The 18,498-nt window shown below is 60.4% G+C and carries 9 protein-coding genes and 6 tRNA genes; 11 read left to right on the forward strand and 4 right to left on the reverse strand.

Annotation, left to right across the window (positions count from 1 at the left end):
- Positions 1 to 112: 112 nt before the first annotated feature.
- From P1T08_03500 to P1T08_03515, 4 genes are all read right to left on the reverse strand, one after another.
- Positions 113 to 195: transfer RNA gene (locus P1T08_03500), tRNA-Leu, on the reverse strand.
- Between the two features lie 50 nt (positions 196 to 245).
- Positions 246 to 319 (reverse strand) — tRNA-Lys (locus tag P1T08_03505).
- A complete protein-coding gene (locus P1T08_03510) occupies positions 310 to 1,059 on the reverse strand; it encodes a hypothetical protein (GenBank protein MDF1595157.1) in 750 nt (249 codons plus the stop codon). Before P1T08_03510 ends, P1T08_03505 begins: the two co-directional genes overlap by 10 nt.
- Before the next feature lie 43 nt (positions 1,060 to 1,102).
- A complete protein-coding gene (locus P1T08_03515; protein MDF1595158.1) occupies positions 1,103 to 1,807 on the reverse strand; it encodes a hypothetical protein in 705 nt (234 codons plus the stop codon).
- Between the two features lie 160 nt (positions 1,808 to 1,967).
- Between P1T08_03515 and P1T08_03520 the strand changes: the two genes are divergently transcribed.
- The 11 genes from P1T08_03520 to P1T08_03570 all read left to right on the forward strand — a co-directional run bounded on the left by P1T08_03520 (position 1,968) and on the right by P1T08_03570 (position 18,494).
- Positions 1,968 to 2,041, forward strand: a tRNA-Pro gene (locus P1T08_03520).
- A 127-nt stretch (positions 2,042 to 2,168) separates the two neighbouring features.
- Positions 2,169 to 2,239 (forward strand) — tRNA-Gly (locus P1T08_03525).
- Positions 2,240 to 2,289: 50 nt separating this feature from the next.
- Positions 2,290 to 2,362, forward strand: a tRNA-Arg gene (locus tag P1T08_03530).
- A 12-nt stretch (positions 2,363 to 2,374) separates the two neighbouring features.
- A tRNA-His gene (locus tag P1T08_03535) sits at positions 2,375 to 2,454 on the forward strand.
- A 43-nt stretch (positions 2,455 to 2,497) separates the two neighbouring features.
- A complete protein-coding gene (tig, locus tag P1T08_03540; GenBank protein MDF1595159.1) occupies positions 2,498 to 3,883 on the forward strand; it encodes a trigger factor in 1,386 nt (461 codons plus the stop codon).
- Positions 3,873 to 4,493 (forward strand): ATP-dependent Clp protease proteolytic subunit, encoded by a 621-nt coding sequence (locus P1T08_03545; protein MDF1595160.1) that lies wholly within the window; start codon positions 3,873 to 3,875, stop codon positions 4,491 to 4,493. The genes tig and P1T08_03545 overlap by 11 nt, the downstream gene beginning before the upstream one ends.
- 6 nt (positions 4,494 to 4,499) lie before the next feature.
- The gene (clpX, locus tag P1T08_03550) at positions 4,500 to 5,765 is read left to right on the forward strand and encodes an ATP-dependent Clp protease ATP-binding subunit ClpX (protein MDF1595161.1); all 1,266 of its coding nucleotides are present in this window, start codon (positions 4,500 to 4,502) and stop codon (positions 5,763 to 5,765) included.
- A 446-nt stretch (positions 5,766 to 6,211) separates the two neighbouring features.
- Positions 6,212 to 10,312: an SdrD B-like domain-containing protein gene (locus P1T08_03555; GenBank protein ID MDF1595162.1), complete on the forward strand. Its 4,101-nt coding sequence runs from the start codon at positions 6,212 to 6,214 to the stop codon at positions 10,310 to 10,312.
- Between the two features lie 309 nt (positions 10,313 to 10,621).
- Positions 10,622 to 13,630, forward strand: a complete 3,009-nt coding sequence (locus P1T08_03560) for an SdrD B-like domain-containing protein (protein ID MDF1595163.1) — start codon at positions 10,622 to 10,624, stop codon at positions 13,628 to 13,630.
- A gap of 210 nt (positions 13,631 to 13,840) precedes the next feature.
- Entirely contained in the window at positions 13,841 to 15,775 is a 1,935-nt protein-coding gene (locus P1T08_03565; GenBank protein ID MDF1595164.1) for an SdrD B-like domain-containing protein, read from the forward strand.
- Positions 15,776 to 15,896: 121 nt separating this feature from the next.
- Entirely contained in the window at positions 15,897 to 18,494 is a 2,598-nt protein-coding gene (locus P1T08_03570) for a valine--tRNA ligase (GenBank protein ID MDF1595165.1), read from the forward strand.
- Positions 18,495 to 18,498 lie beyond the last annotated feature (4 nt).

The following is an 18,498-nucleotide window of genomic DNA, read 5'->3' on the forward strand; positions in this document are numbered from 1 at the left end:
AGTCCGCCAAACCGAGTTTGGCTTTGCCAAACTCGAACCTGTCGAGGCGGAGCTCACACGCTGGCGGGAGTTGCGCAGCAACTCCAATTTGCCGGACGAAGTCCGGCAAACGTGCGGGCGAGAGGACTCGAACCTCCACGGGCATTGCCCACCAGGTCCTAAGCCTGGCGCGTCTTCCAGTTCCGCCACGCCCGCTCTGTACGCGACGATCCCGACACATTGTGACAGGTGCCGGGATCGTATCGTGGGTCGCCGGGGACTTGAACCCCGAACCTGCGGATTAAGAGTCCGTTGCTCTGCCGAATTGAGCTAGCGACCCGGCGATAGGATAGCGCCCGATCCTTCTTCGTCGGAAACGGCCAGTTCATCGGCGAGGCCATCAATCCAGCCCATGACTCGGAACCACGCATCTGTGGACCGGCGCACTCGGACCCGTAACACGCCGTGCGCGAGATGGTTCTTGCGGTGTCCGGTTCTAGCGGGTTTGATGAATGTCCTGTGGAACTGGACATCGGGAAGGCCGAGCGCAATCTTCCAGAACTCGCGCGCAAGCGGCTCGTCGTTTCCATGGTGTAGATGAAGATGAAGGACGAATATGGGGTCGGAGTTGAGATGGGTTCTGACCCAGGCGATGAAAAGACGGTGCGCCCGCGGATCGGAATTCGCCAGATCGAGCTGACGCTTCGCTTTGGCTCCTTCTGCCCAGTACATCACGGTTCCCGCCAGCCACAGTTGGTCACCCACCAACGTCGGAACCTCGAGTCGAGCACTCGACCGGACTAGCTCCGTGGCTGCTCTGCGCTTCCTCTGGGTGTCACGTGGTACACCGCGACGCGACGAGGTTCGGCTGGCGATATCCAGGACCTGCTGTTCAGGTAGTCGGATGTCCCGGCACCAATATGCCAGCGTACCCTTAGGCACCGGGATCAGTTCCATGATCTCGCCGTAGGACCAACCGAGCCGCCGGACGGCCCGGCCCAGTTCGGATCGTTCCCAGCGTGACAGTCGATCCCATCCGGTGACAGCCTGTCGAAGTTGGGCGGGCAAATTCGGTTTCATCCCTCGAACGTACCTCGTCGGTGTGACAAGTCCGTCCGGTGCTTCATCCCCCTGCCAGCGCGCGCTCGAGTGTGCGAACGCGCGCTTCGAGCTTGCTGATCGAAATCGCGGCTCCAGAGTCGTCTCCGTATCTCAGCATCCGCCAACCCGTCTGGAACTCCTGCAGGAAGACGGCGAGGCGACCCAGAACGAGAACGATCAGTGCAAGAACGATCATGATTAGCACCGCACGTACCCAGCGGAAGGTCGTATCCCATATCCCCGCTCCGTACGTCTTCGTATCAGCTGCCACCGCTCGGATCTCCTGAGGAACTTCACCGAGTGCCGCCACTGCCGCCAGTTCTTCCCCAACTGCGCGCCCGGCCTCGGCCAGATCAGCTCCCAGCGCTTTCAACTGCGTCACTCCGGGGGCCTTGAAGTCCAGGTCGGGGAGGTCGAAGTTGATTACCGGGATCTCGGGAAGCGAGATCTCTATGCGATCGGTGAGGGATCGAAGGGCCTCGGCCTGAGCGGCCACGGCATCCCTCGACTTACCCACAAACGTACTGATGGTCTCGAGTCCCTGTGATGCAGCGCTCAGGTCGATCTGGATAGCATCGACCCGCGCCGCCATCGCTTCGCCGTACGCATCGGATGCCTCCCTGATATCGCGAACCGCCAGGCTGGTGATCAGCAAGAGGGCGAGAGCCAGCAAGAGAGGCGAGAGGAGCCGGGTGAGTATCAGCGCGCCGCGGATTCTGGTCAGCATCTTCGGGGTCCCTTCGGTGTCGTGAGGAGGAACGTAGTAGGTGCAGGGTCGGATGCAGGCCTTTACTCGCGGGCACCCGCGCTCCGCTCCGTTGGAACGCGATGTGTCTAAGTGCTCCCGCACCTAGTACCTTGTACGGCAAGCCGCGGGGCTTTCATCACGGGCTGTGGCGCAGCTTGGTAGCGCACCTGCTTTGGGAGCAGGGGGTCGCCGGTTCGAATCCGGCCAGCCCGACGCATGATTGAACCGGAGGTTCAATCAAATTGGAGTATCGCCTCCGGCGAAGCTCCAATCTGCCGACTTGTCGGCGGGCCGTGACTCGTGACTCGTCACTCTTGTTATCCTTGCGGGCGCAAAACACGCGGGTGTAGCTCAATGGCAGAGCTCCAGCCTTCCAAGCTGGCTATGAGGGTTCGATCCCCTTCACCCGCTCGGCGAAGACATCGCTTCGGCGATTTCCTCGCGGTGCGTTTGCGACCTGTGCCCCTGTAGCTCAGTGGACAGAGCAGGAGCCTTCTAAGCTCTTGGTCGGGGGTTCGAATCCCTCCGGGGGCGCTTTCGCCACATGGTGGCCGTAGCTCAGCTTGGTTAGAGCACCTGGTTGTGGTCCAGGATGTCGCGGGTTCGAATCCCGTCGGTCACCCCCACGTCGGGCGCCGCGCGCGCCCGTTTGTCAGCTGAGGAGCAGCATTGAACACCACCATGACCGACGAGGGGCCCTTCGAGAAGCTGGTCACTCTGCAAATCCCTGAGACCGAAATCGACAAGGCGAAGTCGGGGGCTGCTCGCAAGCTCGCCCGCGAACTCAAGATCCCCGGGTTCCGCCCGGGCAAGGCTCCACGACCCGTTGTGGAGGCGACTGTCGGCGCCGATCGCCTTCGTTCTGAGGCGATCGAGGAACTGCTCCCGACCGCCGTCACCGAAGCCCTCAGCGAACTCGCATTGCAACCCGCCGTCACTCCGTCGGTCGAAACCATGCGGGACATCGAGGAAGGGCTCGAGGTCGATGTAAGAGTCACCATGTGGCCGACCCTCGAGGCTGTTCCCCACTACGACGGCAGAAACGTTGAGGTCGCCACTCCAGACGTCACCGAGGAGGAAATCACTGAGAACGTCGATCGGATGCGCGAGCAGTTCGCCGAACTCGAGTCCGTCGAGCGGGCGGCTGTCACCGGTGATTACGTGAGCATCAACCTCTCCGCCACCGACGGAGATCAATCCGTCGAAGAGGCTGCCGCCGAAGATCTGCTCTACGAGGTCGGCTCGGGATCGTTCATTGATGGAATCGACTCTGAACTCGAAGGCGCTTCGGCCGGGGAAATCGTGAGCTTCAGCGCACCGCTTCCTGACGGGTTCGGTGACCGGGCGGGCCGCACCGTGAACTTCAAGGCGCTGGTCAAAGAGGTCAAGCAGAAACGGCTGCCCGAATTGACCGACGAGTGGGTCGACGATGTCACAGAATACGAGACGGTTGAGCAACTCACCGAGTCGCTGCGAGCGCGCATCCAACAGATGAAGATGAACGCGGCACGCAACGAGTTTCGGGTCAAGCTGCTCGACCTCCTGCTCGACGAGGCGGAGATCGAGATTCCGGCCGCCATCATCGACGGCGAGATGGAGTCGATCTTCCACTCGTTCTCCCACCGGCTCGAGTCGCAGAAGATCTCGATCGCCGACTATCTCCAGATCACCGGGCAAGACCAGCAAGCATTCATCGACGACCTGAGGAGTCAGGCCGATCGAAACGTCCGCACCAATGTCCTACTCGACGCGGTCATTCCGGCGGCCAACCTCGGCCTCGAAGAGGGCGAGTACAGAGATCTGGTCGGGGCGCTTGGATCGCAGACGAACACAGATGTGGACGAGCTCGTTGCCCGACTGGCGGAAACGAACCAGGAGAAAGAGCTACGCAGTGATATCCTGAGGCGCAAGGCGCTGGACGCGCTGTTGGAAGCTGCCGTAGCCGTTGATAGTCAAGGCCAACCCGTCGACCTGTCGCCGGTCGAAGAACCGATCGAGGATTCCGGTGATGAGGCTTCGGACGAAGAGCCCTTGGAGGATGCAGATGACGTTTGAGAACTACATGGTGCCGACCGTGGTCGAGCAGACCAGCCGCGGGCAGGTTGGCTACGACATCTACAGCCGCCTCTTGAAGGATCGGATCATCTTCCTCGGGACGCCGATCGACGACACCATCGCCAACCTCATCATGGCGCAGCTTCTCCACCTCGAATCAGAAGATCCCGACAAAGACATCTTCCTTTACATCAACTCGCCAGGCGGTTCGATAACGTCGCTGTTCGCGATCTACGACACCATGCAGTACATCAAACCGGATGTCAGCACGGTGTGCATGGGAATGGCCGCCTCTGCGTCGGCGGTGATTCTGGCCGGGGGAGCCAAAGGCAAACGATTCGGACTGCCGCACAGCCGGATCATGCTCCACCAACCGCACGGCGGGGCGCAGGGGCAGGCGTCCGACATCGAGATCCAAGCCAAGTTGATCATCCATATGCGTGAGCAACTCAATGAGATTCTCGCCGAGCACAGTGGACAGGACGTCGAGAAGGTCGCCACGGATACGGAGCGTGATTTCTGGATGCTGGCCGAACAAGCCGTCGACTACGGCATCATCGATGCGATTTTGACGAGGCGAGAACTGGCCGCGGTGAAGGAAGAAGGCTGATCGAGGATGGCGAAGTTCAGTGAGGGTGGCGAACTCCTGAAGTGCAGTTTCTGCGGCAAGTCGCAGAAACAGGTTCGCAAGTTGATTGCCGGACCCGGCGTCTACATCTGCGATGAGTGCATCGATCTCTGCAATGAGATCATCGAAGAGGAGTTCGCCGGCACCGAGGAACTGGACTTCACCGAACTGCCCAAACCGCAAGAAATCCTGACCTTCCTCGACGACTACGTCGTAGGTCAGGAACGGGCCAAGAGAGTCCTTTCGGTTGCCGTGTACAACCATTACAAGCGGGTGCGGGCCGGACTCCAACTTCGTGAAGACGTGGAACTACAGAAGTCGAACATCCTCCTCATTGGACCAACAGGATGTGGCAAGACGCTGCTCGCCCAGACGCTCGCCCGCATGCTCAACGTCCCCTTTGCGATCGCCGATGCGACTGCATTGACTGAAGCAGGGTATGTCGGCGAAGACGTCGAAAACATTCTGCTCAAGCTCATTCAGGCAGCCGACTACGACGTCAAGAAGGCGGAGACCGGAATCATCTATCTTGATGAGGTCGACAAGGTTGCCCGCAAAGCTGAGAACCCTTCAATAACACGAGACGTATCTGGTGAGGGTGTGCAGCAGGCGCTGCTGAAGATCCTCGAGGGAACCGTGGCGGCCGTTCCGCCGCAGGGAGGGCGGAAGCACCCCCACCAGGAGTTCATTCAGATCGACACGACAAACATACTATTCCTGTGCGGCGGCGCCTTCGCCGGACTCGAGGACATCATCGGAAACCGCGTCGGCAAACGTGCCATCGGATTCGGTGCCGACATACGGACGCGTGAAGAGGCCAACGGTTCTGAGCTGCTGGCGAAGGTTCTCCCGGAAGACCTCATGAAGTTCGGTTTGATTCCCGAGTTCATCGGCCGCCTCCCAGTCGTGGCGACCGTCGACGAACTCGATCGAACGGCCTTGATCGAGATCCTCGAAGAGCCCAAGAACGCACTCACCAAGCAATATGCAAGGTTCTTCGAACTCGACGGTGTTGAACTGGAGTTCACGTCCGGGGCGCTCGAAGCGATCGCCGATCAGGCTTTGGGTCGGGGAACTGGGGCTCGCGGTTTGCGGGCGATTCTCGAAGAGGTCCTGCTCAATACCATGTTCGAGCTTCCCTCCAGGTCCGACATCGGCCGGGTCGTCATTGACGAGGGAGTCGTACGCGAACGAGTCAACCCGACACTTGTGCCGCTGGCTGAACTCGATGAACCGCAGGAGCGTTCGGCATAGCCGGCACAACGAAACCATGGCGGACGTAGGTCCAAAGGCCTATAGCCACGCCCCCCTTGATCTGGTTGAATGCAACCATGGAGAGTGAGGAAGGCGGGTGAGCTGGTCGCTGTTTTCAGCTGGTCTCAACGTCGGCCTGAACAGGGCACGCAGATGAGCATCTGTGGCTATCATGAGCGGCCGGCACGGCGAATAAGACTTTCCGGGGGCACGCAGCGTGGTGTCCTGAGGGGCTTGGGAAGCATCGACTCTAGATCCCAAGGCGTATACCTTGGATTTGGTTGAGAGAGCTAGTGATAGGCTTGCCACAGAAAGTCACATATTGTGACAGGGGCGCAATTTGGGAGGCATCGAACTTCAATCCGAAACTCGGTCACCTATGGATTGAAGCGAGCTAGTGGTGAGACCGGCCCCGCCCCGTCACGAAAGTGAGGGGAGGCGGAGAAATGAATAAGGGTCCGATTTCGAGGGCAGCCGGCATCGCCGTGCTTGCATTTCTGTTGGTTATTGGTTCGTTCCTGGTCGTCATGCCGGAGAGTGCCGACGCGGCGCTCGGCGGTCTCACAGGTTTTGAGATCGATGGCGATGTCGTTGCGTCCGGGGGTGTTGATTGGCAATCGTTGCCGAATTCTGCTGGGGTATTCGATCCTGGTGAAGTCTTGGTCATCAACGATCAGAACTTCACCGGTGCCCAGCTCGTCACGGATCCCTCCACTGCGGCCAACACGTATTGCATCGGTGGTGACGACCTCATCGTGAAGAACGGCACCAAACTGACCGATTTCCCATTTGTGGCGGTAGACGGAAGTCCTGCTCCCGGAAAGAACGACATCTGTCAGACCTACGTTGCTTATGACGTGGTCCCGAACGCAGGTGTCAATGAAATCGTGCTTTACGTCGGCGTGATTCGGCGCGAAACAAATGGCACGACGGCCGTCGCCGTCGAACTCAACCGGATCGATCAAGCGCACCGCCAGTCGGGCGACCTCGTGATCTCGTTCGAGTTTGATGGAAACGGTCCTGTTGCGGTTGTGAATATCCGAGAGTGGAACGGCTCAGGGTTTGACCTTACGGCCGTCGGAGGAACGAGCGCTGCTGAGGGCTACTCGACAGACCACTTCGGTGAGATTGCCGTCAACCTCACGGCTACCGGTATTCTGCCGCCCCCCGAAAACCCGGAGGATTGCTCGACGCTCGGCACGGTGCTTCCGTTTGGCTGGGCAGGTAACTCCGATACCTCGAATATTGGCGACTGGGGTGGTAGCGCCCCTCTCGGTCTCGACCTCTGCGGCAAACTGATCATTGAGAAGCAGACAAATCCGACAGGATCGACCGAAACGTTCGGATACTCGCTCTCGACGAGTGCTCCTTTCTCCCCGCTGACCGGTTCGCTCATCGGTGATGGTGATTCCTTCGAGTGGTTGCTCCCCGACGGCAATTACACCCTCGTGGAGGCCGACCCATTCGGCCTTGGGTGGGCATTCGATAACTATTCGTGTAACAACGGGGCATCAAGCGAAGATCGGGCGGCCGGCGTGACCGTTCCGGTGTCGCTGGGCACGACGATCACCTGCACCATCGAAAACGTCCAGCCGGCCATCTCGGTAACGAAGACGGCCGATCCCACGAGCGTGCCCGAAACAGGCGGCGACGTCACCTTCACGTTCCGGGTCGACAATACGGGTCCCGAAGCTGTATCCCTCACCGATCTCGTCGATTCGGTGTTCGGCGACCTGGACGGCCAGGGGAGTTGCGTTCTTCCGCAGGACCTCTCCATTGGCGGTTTCTATGAGTGCTCTCTGACTGTCTTCCTGGACTCTGACGACCTCGTCGATCACTTCGACGAGGTCACGGCCACGGCTTTTGATGCAGCAGGTTTGACGGCAACGGCCACCGATGACGCAACCGTCACGTTCAACGATCTGTTGCCGACGGTTGGGTTGACGAAGTCGGCTGTGCCGTCGTCGTTGCCAGAACCTGGTGGTGATTTCGTCTTCACGTTGACGATTACGAATACGTCGGTGGAGCCGGTGACGATCACTGATTTGTCGGATTCTCAATCTGGTGCGACGGACTTCTCGGCGTGTTCTGCGCTGGTGGGTTCTGTGCTGGCTGTGGACGCGACGGTTGAGTGTGAGTACACGGTTGCTCACAGCGAGGCTGGTTCTTATGACAACACGGCGTCGGTGACGGTCGAGGACAATGACGGCAACTCGGCGTCGGATGAGGCCGCTGAGACGGTCACGGTTGTCGATGTGTTGCCGACGGTGGAGTTGGCGAAGTCGGCTGTGCCGTCGTCGTTGCCAGAACCTGGTGGTGATTTCGTCTTCACGTTGACGATTACGAATACGTCGGTGGAGCCGGTGACGATCACTGATTTGTCGGATTCTCAGTCTGGTGCGACGGACTTCTCGGCGTGTTCTGCGCTGGTGGGTTCTGTGCTGGCTGTGGACGCGACGGTTGAGTGTGAGTACACGGTTGCTCACAGCGAGGCTGGTTCTTATGACAACACGGCGTCGGTGACGGTCGAGGACAATGACGGCAACTCGGCGTCGGATGAGGCCGCTGAGACGGTCACGGTTGTCGATGTCCGGCCGTCTGTTGACTTGGTGAAGGATGCGTCGCCTGGTTCGTTGCCCGAACCGGGTGGTGACTTCACGTTCACGCTCACGATTTACAACACCACGGTTGAGCCGGTGCAGGTGACGGCGTTGTCTGATGATTACACGTTGCCGGCCGGTTGCACGGGCCTGGTTGGCCAGTGGATTCCGGTGGGCGGGAATCTGTCTTGTTCCTATACGGTGACACATACCGATGCTGGTTCGTATGACAACACGGCGTCGGTAACGGTCGAGGACAATGAAGGCAACCCGGCGTCGGATACCGACGATGAGACCGTGACGGTCACGGATACGCCGATTGCGATCAGCATCCAGAAGACGGCCGATCCCCTGTTCCTCAACGAACCGGGCGGCACCTTCACCTACACCTTGACCATCACCAACCCGTCGCAGGAAGCGGTGGAGATCAAGGCTCTGACGGATTCCAATGCACTGTCGGCCGATTGTCTGAATCTGATCGGAGAGACACTCAACCCGGCGGGCGATGAAGGTGACAGCGTCTCATGCACGTACACCGTCGACCACACGACACCCGGCGTATATGACAACGTCGCCACAGTGGTCGTCATGGACAATGAGGAGAACGAGGCAACCGACGATGACGATGCATCGGTCTCCGTGCTCGATGTGCCTTCGTCGATCCTCGTTACCAAGACACCCGGCGTCACTCAGATCGCAGAACCGGGCGGAACGGTGACGTTCACCGTCGTCGTTGAAAACACCAGCGAGACCGACATGCTGATCGTGGCATCGCTCGTCGACGATGTCTACGGTGACCTGAACGGTCAGGGTAACTGCACGGTTCCGCAGAAGCTCGCCGTCGGTGAGTCGTACACCTGCTCGTTCGATGGTGAGGTGCTCGGCAACGCCGGCGATTCTCATGTCAACGTCGTCACGGTCACGGCGGAAGATGACGACGGCAACTTCATCGAGGATGACGACGATGCGACCGTCAATGTGACCGACGTCGCTTCAGGGATCTCGGTAACCAAGACTGCCGATCAGCCGGCGGTGCAAGAGCCGGGCGGGACCGTGACCTTCACCGTGGTCGTGCAGAACCCGAGCGCCGCCGATTCCGTGACGATTACGAGCATGGTCGACGACGTATTCGGTGATCTCAACGGACTGGGCACCTGCTCGGTCCCGCAAGAACTCGCACCCGGTGCCAGCTACACCTGCAGTTTCGACGGCGAAGTCGCAGGGGAAGCCGGCAGTTCCGCCGATCCACATGTCAACACAGTGACGGTGGTCGGGATTGACGATGATGAGAACGAGGTCACCGACTCGGACGACGAAACCGTCGACATCACCGAGAAACCGACCGGTACGATCGGCGACTTCGTGTGGAACGACACCAGTGAGGATGGCATCCAGGACGCCGACGAGGTTGGTGTCGAGGGTGTGCTCGTCGAACTCGTCGATGCCGACACCGGTGAGGTGATCGCCTCCATGACGACCGGCGCCGACGGAGCCTACGAATTCTCGGGTGTTGAAGAGGGTGACTACTTCGTGCGGTTCACGACTCCGAAGTCGTGGGAGTTTGGCCTCGTCGACGCGGGCGATGACGACTCTGTCGATAGCGATGCCGTCTTCAAGTCCGGGAGCGGCGAGAAGCAAGAGCACTTCGAGATCGCCGAGACACTTCCGTTCTCGCTCGCCGCCGGTGAAACGAACACCAGCTTCGATGCGGGAATGATCAAGATCTTCGTGTCGCCTCAGGTGATCACCACGACAACGACGACCACTACGGTGGCGACGACGACGATCTCGACGTTGCCGTTCACCGGGTTCGGTCAGGGTGACGTGGCGGGAACCGCTCTCGTGCTGATCGTGCTGGGTGGATTCGTCTTGCTGGCCATGCGCCGGAGGGATGACCTCCTCGAGACTGCTGCGGCAGAGGCGCCGCATCCGGCCTGGGACGAATAGAACACGCCGATCAAGCGATGAGTTTGGGGCCCCGGAGCAATCCGGGGCCCCAACTATTGGTCGTGTCTTGCCGACAGCACACCACGTTAGGTGGCAGACTAGTCACAAAGAATGAGACTTTGTCCATCCTTACGCATGGTCACACTGAGTGGTAGCGTCGACACTGAAAGTCACAACACGTGACATGGGGCAACTGAATAGGGAGGCGCTGACCTTCGACCCGCAATTCGGTCACCAATGGGTTGAAGCGAGCTGAGTGGTGAGACCGGCCCGCCCCATCCGTAGACGACGGATGTGAGGAGCGGACACATGACCGAAGGCAATTCTCTGCGAGCAGCAGGCTATGGGGTGCTCGCATTCCTACTGGTAGCGGTCTCACTAGTGACGTTGCCTCCGCCGGCCCGGGCCGAGGGGAACATCAACTACTCGGACTACACCTTCTATTTCGCGAATGGAACGGTGTGGGAGGGGAACACGTGGGACGAGGGTGGCGGCAATAACGCCACAGTGCCGGCGAATTTCGGTGTTGGAAGCGCTCGAATCCTCCATGTCTCGTGCTCCGACACATTCAGCGATGGCTTCTCCGACGATCCGGCTCCGCGGTTCCCGCTGGCATCAGATGGCACGAGTCAAGAGTGGAAGATTCTCTCGTATCACATCGACAAATACCAGTCGAAGAACGACGTCGTTCCGGGCGACATGACGAAGATCCAAGATTCATGCGGAGAGACCTTTGTTCCTGCGAGCATCACTGTTGTGAAGGACACTTTGCCCCTCACTTCGGATCCTTTTTCCTTTGAACTCGACGCGGTGATCGCCTCACCACCCTCGGCGCCTTCGTTTGTCAGCCCGTCTCTCCCCGACGACCGGAGCGTGTCCGGCGCGGGTGGCTCGTACACCTGGGGGAATCTGCTCGCAGGTTCATATACGCTCTCCGAGTTGATCGGCTCGAATCCTCCTGAGTACGAGTTCGCGTCCGTCGAGTGCACGAACGGCGCCTCGAGCGCTGGAGTGCCTTCTGTCGCGTTCGGCCTCCACGGAGGTGAGCACGTCACCTGCACGTTCGTCAACCAGGCTGAAATCACGCTCATCCCCAACGTCGATATTGAGAAAGCGACGAACGGCGAAGATGCCGACACGGCGACCGGACCCGAGATCCCTATTGGTGATCCTGTCACCTGGACTTATGTGGTCACGAATACCGGCGAATTGCCGTTGACCGGCGTCACCGTGATCGACAATCAGGGCGTTGCCGTTTGGTGTCCGCGAGGCACCCTCGGTGTTGGCGAATCGATGACCTGTACAGCCAGTGGCACTGCTGTGGAAGGCCAATACGCCAACTTGGGCACGGTTACCACCACTGAGGGTCCTTCGGATGAGGATCCGTCGCACTACTTCGGTCTGACCCCGGCCGTTGATATCGAGAAGGCCACGAATGGCTTTGACGCCGACGACCCACAAGGCCCCTGGTTGGTTGCAGGCAACGATGTCACCTGGACGTATGTGGTCACAAACACAGGTGAACTGCCGTTGACCGGCGTGACGGTGACCGACGACGTTCTCGGTGCGATTTGTGAGATCGGTGAGCTGGCGATCGGCGCTTCTGATACCTGCACGGCCGCCGGCATTGCCACCATCGGCCAGTACGCCAACCTCGGTACCGTCACGACCGACGAGGGTGTCTCGGACGAGGATCCCTCGCACTACTACGGGTTCATACCGGAGGAACCTGGGATCGATATCGAGAAGGCCACCAACGGCGAGGACGCCGACGACCCGACCGGTCCATCCATTCTGGCCGGCGATCCCGTCACCTGGACCTACCTCGTGTCGAACACGGGCAACATTCAGCTGACGGGCGTGGAAGTCCTCGATGACCAGGGTGTTGCCGTCTCATGTCCGACTGACTCGCTCGACGTCGGCGAGTCGATGGAATGCACGGCCACCGGTACGGCGACGGTCGGCCAGTACTCCAACCTGGGTACCGTCACCACCGATCAAGAGGTCTCTGATGAGGATCCTTCTCACTACATCGGCTATGCAGTGGGATCGATCGGAGACTTCGTCTGGTTCGACCAGAACAAGAACGGGATTCAGGACGGTGGTGAGCCGGGCGTTGCCGGCATCGACGTCTACCTCCACGAGGGTGAGGTATGCAGCGGCGAACCGATCGCACAGACGACGACCGACGCTGACGGCCTCTACCTGTTCGACGGGTTGTTCGCCGGTACCTACTGCATCGAATTCCAGCTCCCATACGAGTATGCGTTCAGTCCGGCAGATCAGGGCGGCGACGGCGCACTCGATAGCGACGCTCCGACCGAGGTGGTCGTTCTCGCCGAAGGCGAAGACAACCTGAGCGTCGACGCCGGTCTCGTTGGTGGGGATATCACCTTGGAGAAGGAGACCGACGTCGCGACAGAAGAGACCTTCGGTTTTGACTTCAACGGGACGCAGGAGGTTGATCTGGGATCGGGTGGTTCGGCGACCTTCCACGTGCCGGGCGGTGTGTACTCGATTACCGAGTTTGTAGCGCAAGGTTGGGAACTCGTCGAGGTTCAGTGCGGAGACATCGAAGCCGACATCGATCTCACCGGTGGAAACGTCACGTTGTTCGTGCCGCCGGGCGGCTCGGTCGGTTGCACCTTCCTGAACCATGAGATTCAAGAGCCAGTGGGTCTCATCGGAGACTTCGTGTGGAAGGACACGGACGGTGACGGTGTTCAGGACGAGGGTGAACCCGGTATCGCCGGTGTGAAGGTGGAGTTGTTCGACGCGGAAACGGACGAGTCGGCCGGCTCGACCAACACGGATGCAGACGGCATTTACGTGTTCGGCAACGTTGCGGCTGGCGACTACTACCTGCTGTTCACCGGCCCGGTCGACTGGGAGTTCACACTGGCGGACGAAGGGTCGGACGATGCAGCCGACAGCGATGCAGACGCTCTGGACCCGGAAGCCAACCCGCAGATCGGGCGAACGGCGGTGTTCGCGCTCGGCGCAGGGGTCGCAGATCTTTCCCGTGACGCCGGGCTGATCTTCGTTGAGGTGTTCCCTCAGGTCATAACAACGACGACGACTACCACTGCGCCACCGACGACGACTACAACCACCGTGCCGCCGGCCACAACGACGACCACGGTGGCCGACACGACTGTAGAAACATTGCCGTTCACCGGGTTCGGTGAGGGAGGAATGGGCAGCCTCGGCTTTGCACTCATCGTTCTGGGCGGGCTCGTGCTGATGGCAGTCAGCCGAAAGGAAACCGACCTGGAAGTCGTATCGGAGGAGGCGCCGGCGAGGTCCTGGGAGGACTAACAACGGCGGGAGGAAGGCAACGCTGGGCCCCGGAGTTCTCCGGGGCCCAGTTGCGCGATAGGGCCGGAGGCCCATTGTGTGAGGCCGTACTCAATGAGAAGATGAAACCTGGCTCGGGAGGCCGTGACCCCCAGTCCGAGAACGGTCACCGGGATTGGGGTGAGCCAATGGTGAGACCGGCCCGCATAACATCCCGAAAGGGAGGGAGAGATGCGGAACGGTTTGTCACGTTCATCTGGCGGTATCGCGGTTCTTGCTTTCCTTCTGGTTGCTTTGACGTTCGTTCTAGTGGGCCCACTTGAGGCCGGAGCAACCTCTGACGGTGGAGAGCATCGTCCACCGGCCGGGTGTGTGAAGCTCGAAGATCCCAACGACATCCCGTCGACGACCGAGGTCGCGTTGGCGAATGGGGTGACCGTCACATTTGATTGGACGACCAAGCCATCTGAGGCCGGGGAATGGATCGGCTTCGAATGGTCCGCAGTCGGCGGATCTGCATACGGGACTGTCAAGGCGTCGACCGAGGTCTACGACTGGGGACCGAGTCAAACGGGGACCTTTCTCGTGCCGGACGATGAGAACGGGCGAGTTCACGCGATCTCCTATGTGATCGTGTGCGGCGAACCGCTGCCGCACGGTTCGATCACCGTCATCAAGGATGCCGTGCCGGACGCCGCAGATACACCCTTCGGCTTCGTGCTCGATGGCCTCGACGATCCGGTCGAGTTCGAACTGATCGACGATGGGGAATCTCCCGGCCTGGCGGCGAGAACTTTCGATGAGCTTTCGCCGGGAACCTACGCCGTCGGTGAGACGGCCCTCCCGGAAGGCTGGGACCTCACGGACATCGATTGCGGGGAAGCAGACGTATCGGTCGATGGCGATGCAGTGTTCATCGAACTCGAGGATGGAGATCAGGTGGTCTGCGTCTTCACCAATGAGAGGGAAGAGGAGATCGATCTCGGCTCGATTACCGTGATCAAGACGACGTCACCTGAGACTGCACAGGAGTTCCTCTTCACGCTCGAGCCGGGCGATTACCAACCGGTCGCAGGGAACGGAGGCACGTATACGTGGGCCGGTCTCGAGGCCGGCACATACAACCTGTTCGAAACACTGACCGAAGCGCAGAGTGCAGACGGCTGGCATCTCGAAACGGTCGAATGCGACAACGAGGATGATCCGGACGCAATCACGCTCGAGGCCGGGGGCGACGTCGTTTGCACGTTCGACAACCACCAGACCGTCGACTTCGTGCTCGAGAAACTGACGAACGTCGAGAGCCAGGACGAGTTCAGCTTCGAGCTCGACGGTGTTGCACTGGTCGATCTCGCCGGGGGAGAGACCTTCGAGACCGTCCTCGAAGAAGGCACGTACACGGTTACGGAACTGATCGTCGACGGATGGGACCTGTTCAGCATCGTTTGTACCGGAGCGGAAAGCACTGTTGACATTGCCGCGGCCAGCGTTGAGTTGCTCCTGCTACCGGGTGCCGACGTGCGCTGCACGTTCGTCAACAATGAGGAGGCGGCCGAGCTGGGCGTAATCGGTGATTATGTCTGGCACGATGCCGACGAGGAGGGCGACCAGGATGGTGACGAGCAGCCGCTGGCTGGGATTCAGGTTGACCTCCTGGACTCGAACGGCCGAGCCATCGCATCAACGAAAACCGATGTGCTGGGTCTGTATAGCTTCTTCAACGTTCCGGAAGGTGACTACCGGGTTCGGTTCCACGGTCCGACAGGTTGGACATTTACGAAACGCGACGCGGCGGCGGACGCGATCGACAGCGATGCGCTCGTTGCCGACAAGAAAGCTGATCCGCAGATCGGCGAGACCGACCTGTTTCACTTGAATGCCGGCGCAGTCGATCTGTCTCGTGATGCCGGCCTCTTTGGTGAAACCAGGGTGCTCCCGCAAGTGATCACCACAACAACCACAGCAGCCACAGCAACCACAACGACGATTGCGTCCGCGTCCACGACAGCAGAGACCTTGCCTTTCACCGGGGCACCCGAAGCCCCAAGTCTCATCGGGTTGGCGACGGCGCTGCTGGCGCTGGGACTGATGGCGGTTCTCGCCATCAAACGGAGGGAGGATCTGCCGGTAACCGGGTGGTCGCAGCGGCTGCGCGACACCTACTGATTCTCACTACCTATAGAGAGCCCCGGTCCACCATGGCCGGGGCTCTCGCTCGTTGCGAATACCGGCCCGACTCGTGTCCAGCGTTCGTACAATGGCGATTCGCGATTGAGATGAAGGTGCAATGGAAGCGACCTACGACCCCAAAACCGTGGAGGCCGACTGGTACGACCGGTGGGAGCAAGCGGGGGTGTTCCGTCCGGAACACAACCCGGACGGCGTGCCTTTCTGCATCGTCATTCCACCCCCCAACGTGACCGGGTCGCTGCATATGGGTCACGCCCTGAACCACACCATTCACGACGCCATCATCCGTCGGCGCCGCATGCAGGGGTTCGCGGCCCTCTGGTTGCCCGGCACCGACCACGCCGGCATCGCCACCCAGAACGTGGTCGAGCGGGAAATGGCCACAGAAGGGCTCACCCGGCACGACGTCGGTCGCGACGCGTTCATCGAGCAGGTGTGGGAATGGAAGCGTCAGTACGGCAACCGAATCTCGCTCCAGATGCGCGCCCTTGGCGACTCCGTGGACTGGACGCGTGAGCGTTTCACCATGGACGAGGGTCTGTCGCGCGCCGTTAGAGAGGTATTCGTTCGCCTCTTCGAGGAAGACCTGATCTACCGGGGAGACCGGATCATCAACTGGTGCCCGCGGTGCGGAACGGCACTGGCTGAGATCGAGGTCGAATACGACGATGAGATGGGCGAACTCGCCCACATCACCTACCCATTCGTGGACGGCGAAGGGGGGATTACGGTTGCAACAACCAGAGCGGAGACGATGCTGGGTGACACGGCGGTGGCCGTGCATCCCGACGACGAACGCTACCGGCACCTGATCGGCAAGAAACTGCTGTTGCCGCTCCTGGGGAGGGAGATCCCGGTCATCGCCGACGAGTTCGTCGACCGGGAGTTCGGAACCGGAGCGGTCAAGGTGACCCCTGCCCACGATCCGAACGACTTCGATATGGGGCAACGGCACGGCCTGGAGTCGATCAAGATCCTCGACGAGCGAGCCGTGATCACTGAGGCCGGCGGCGAGTTCTTCGGCATGGACCGGTTCGAGGCGCGAGAAGCCGTGAAGCATGAACTCCACAAGCGGGGTTACCTCGAGAAGGTGGAGACCCACGAACACTCAGTTGGACACTGCTACCGGTGTTCCACCGTAGTCGAGCCGTACCTCTCGCTCCAATGGTTCGTGAAGGTGCGTCCGCTGACCGAACCGGCCATCGACGTCGTGCGGACGGGCGATACCAGGTTCGTCCCGAAGCGGTGGGAGAAGAATTACTTCCACTGGATGGAGAACCTGAGGGACTGGTGCATCAGCCGCCAAATCTGGTGGGGCCATCGGATCCCCGCCTGGTACTGCGATGCCTGTCATGAGACCATCGTGGCCCGGCAGGACCCCACGGAGTGCACGAACTGTGGCCGAACCGACCTCCGCCAGGACAATGATGTGCTCGACACTTGGTTCTCTTCAGCTTTGTGGCCGTTCTCGACGCTCGGCTGGCCGGATGAGACGGCCGATCTCGACCGGTTCTACCCCAATGCGGTGCTCATCACCGGGTTCGACATCATCTACTTCTGGGTTGCCAGGATGATGCAAATGGGCATCCACTTCATGAAGGATGTCCCGTTCGCCGACACGGTCATACACGGTCTCGTCAGAGACGCAAGCGGGAGAAAGATGTCGAAGTCGATCGGGAATGCCATCGACCCCCTCGACGTGATCGAAGAACACGGCGCGGACCCGCTGCGCCTGGCGCTCATTCAGTCGGCCGCGCCGGGCCACGACGTCCCATTCGATATGGAATGGGTGGTAGGTGCCCGCAAGTTCGGCAACAAACTCTGGAACGCGCAGCGGTTTGCCGGGCTCCACATCGAGCGTGGCTCGGTACCGGCGGATGGTGGCTATCCGGACGATCCCGGCCCTGCCGACCGCTGGATCCTCGCCCGGCTGGGTGAGGTGCAGCGCCGGTTCGATGAGCTCGCGGATGAATATCGATTCTCGGATGCCTTCGGCCTCCTCTATAACTTCGCCTGGTCGGAAGTGTTCGACTGGTACATAGAGATGTCGAAGGCGCCCCTCCGTGACGAGGAGCGGGCGGCAACGACCCGGCAAACGCTCGGCACCGTGCTTCGGGACGTGCTGAAGCTATTTCATCCGGCCATCCCGTTTCTGACGGAAGAACTGTGGTCGGAACTGGTAGCCGACGGACTCCTGGCCGGATCGAAGTGGCCGGAGCCTCCGGAGATCGAAGCACCGGCCAATCTCGAGACCTTCCAGGAACTCATCACAGGAATTCGCCGCTTCCGGGCCGAACATGGTCTTGCTCCCCGCGCCGGGCTGGCGTTGAAACTCCTCGATCCTGAAGGAGTCGTCGAGGACTGGTGGATCGAACAGATCGAGGCTCTGGCTGGTGCAACACATGAGCCGATTACTCAGAAACCAACCGCCGGACATACCCGGGTAGTGGCCGGGAGCGTGCAGGCGTTCATCCCTCTCGAAGGGAACGTCGACCTCGACGCCGAACGGAACCGGCTGGCCAAAGCGATTGAGGCCACCTCGGCCGACCTCGCCAAAGCTGAGACGAAGCTCTCGAATCCAGCGTTTCGCGATCGGGCACCCACCGAAGTTGTGACAAAGGAAGAAGAGAAGGCATCAGAATTCCGCGGGCGGCTCGACAAGCTCCGCACCCAGCTCGCCGAACTCGGAAGCTAGCCGG

The organism is Acidimicrobiia bacterium (genome assembly GCA_029210695.1).
Classification (GTDB): domain Bacteria; phylum Actinomycetota; class Acidimicrobiia; order Spongiisociales; family JAHEDJ01; genus JAHEDJ01.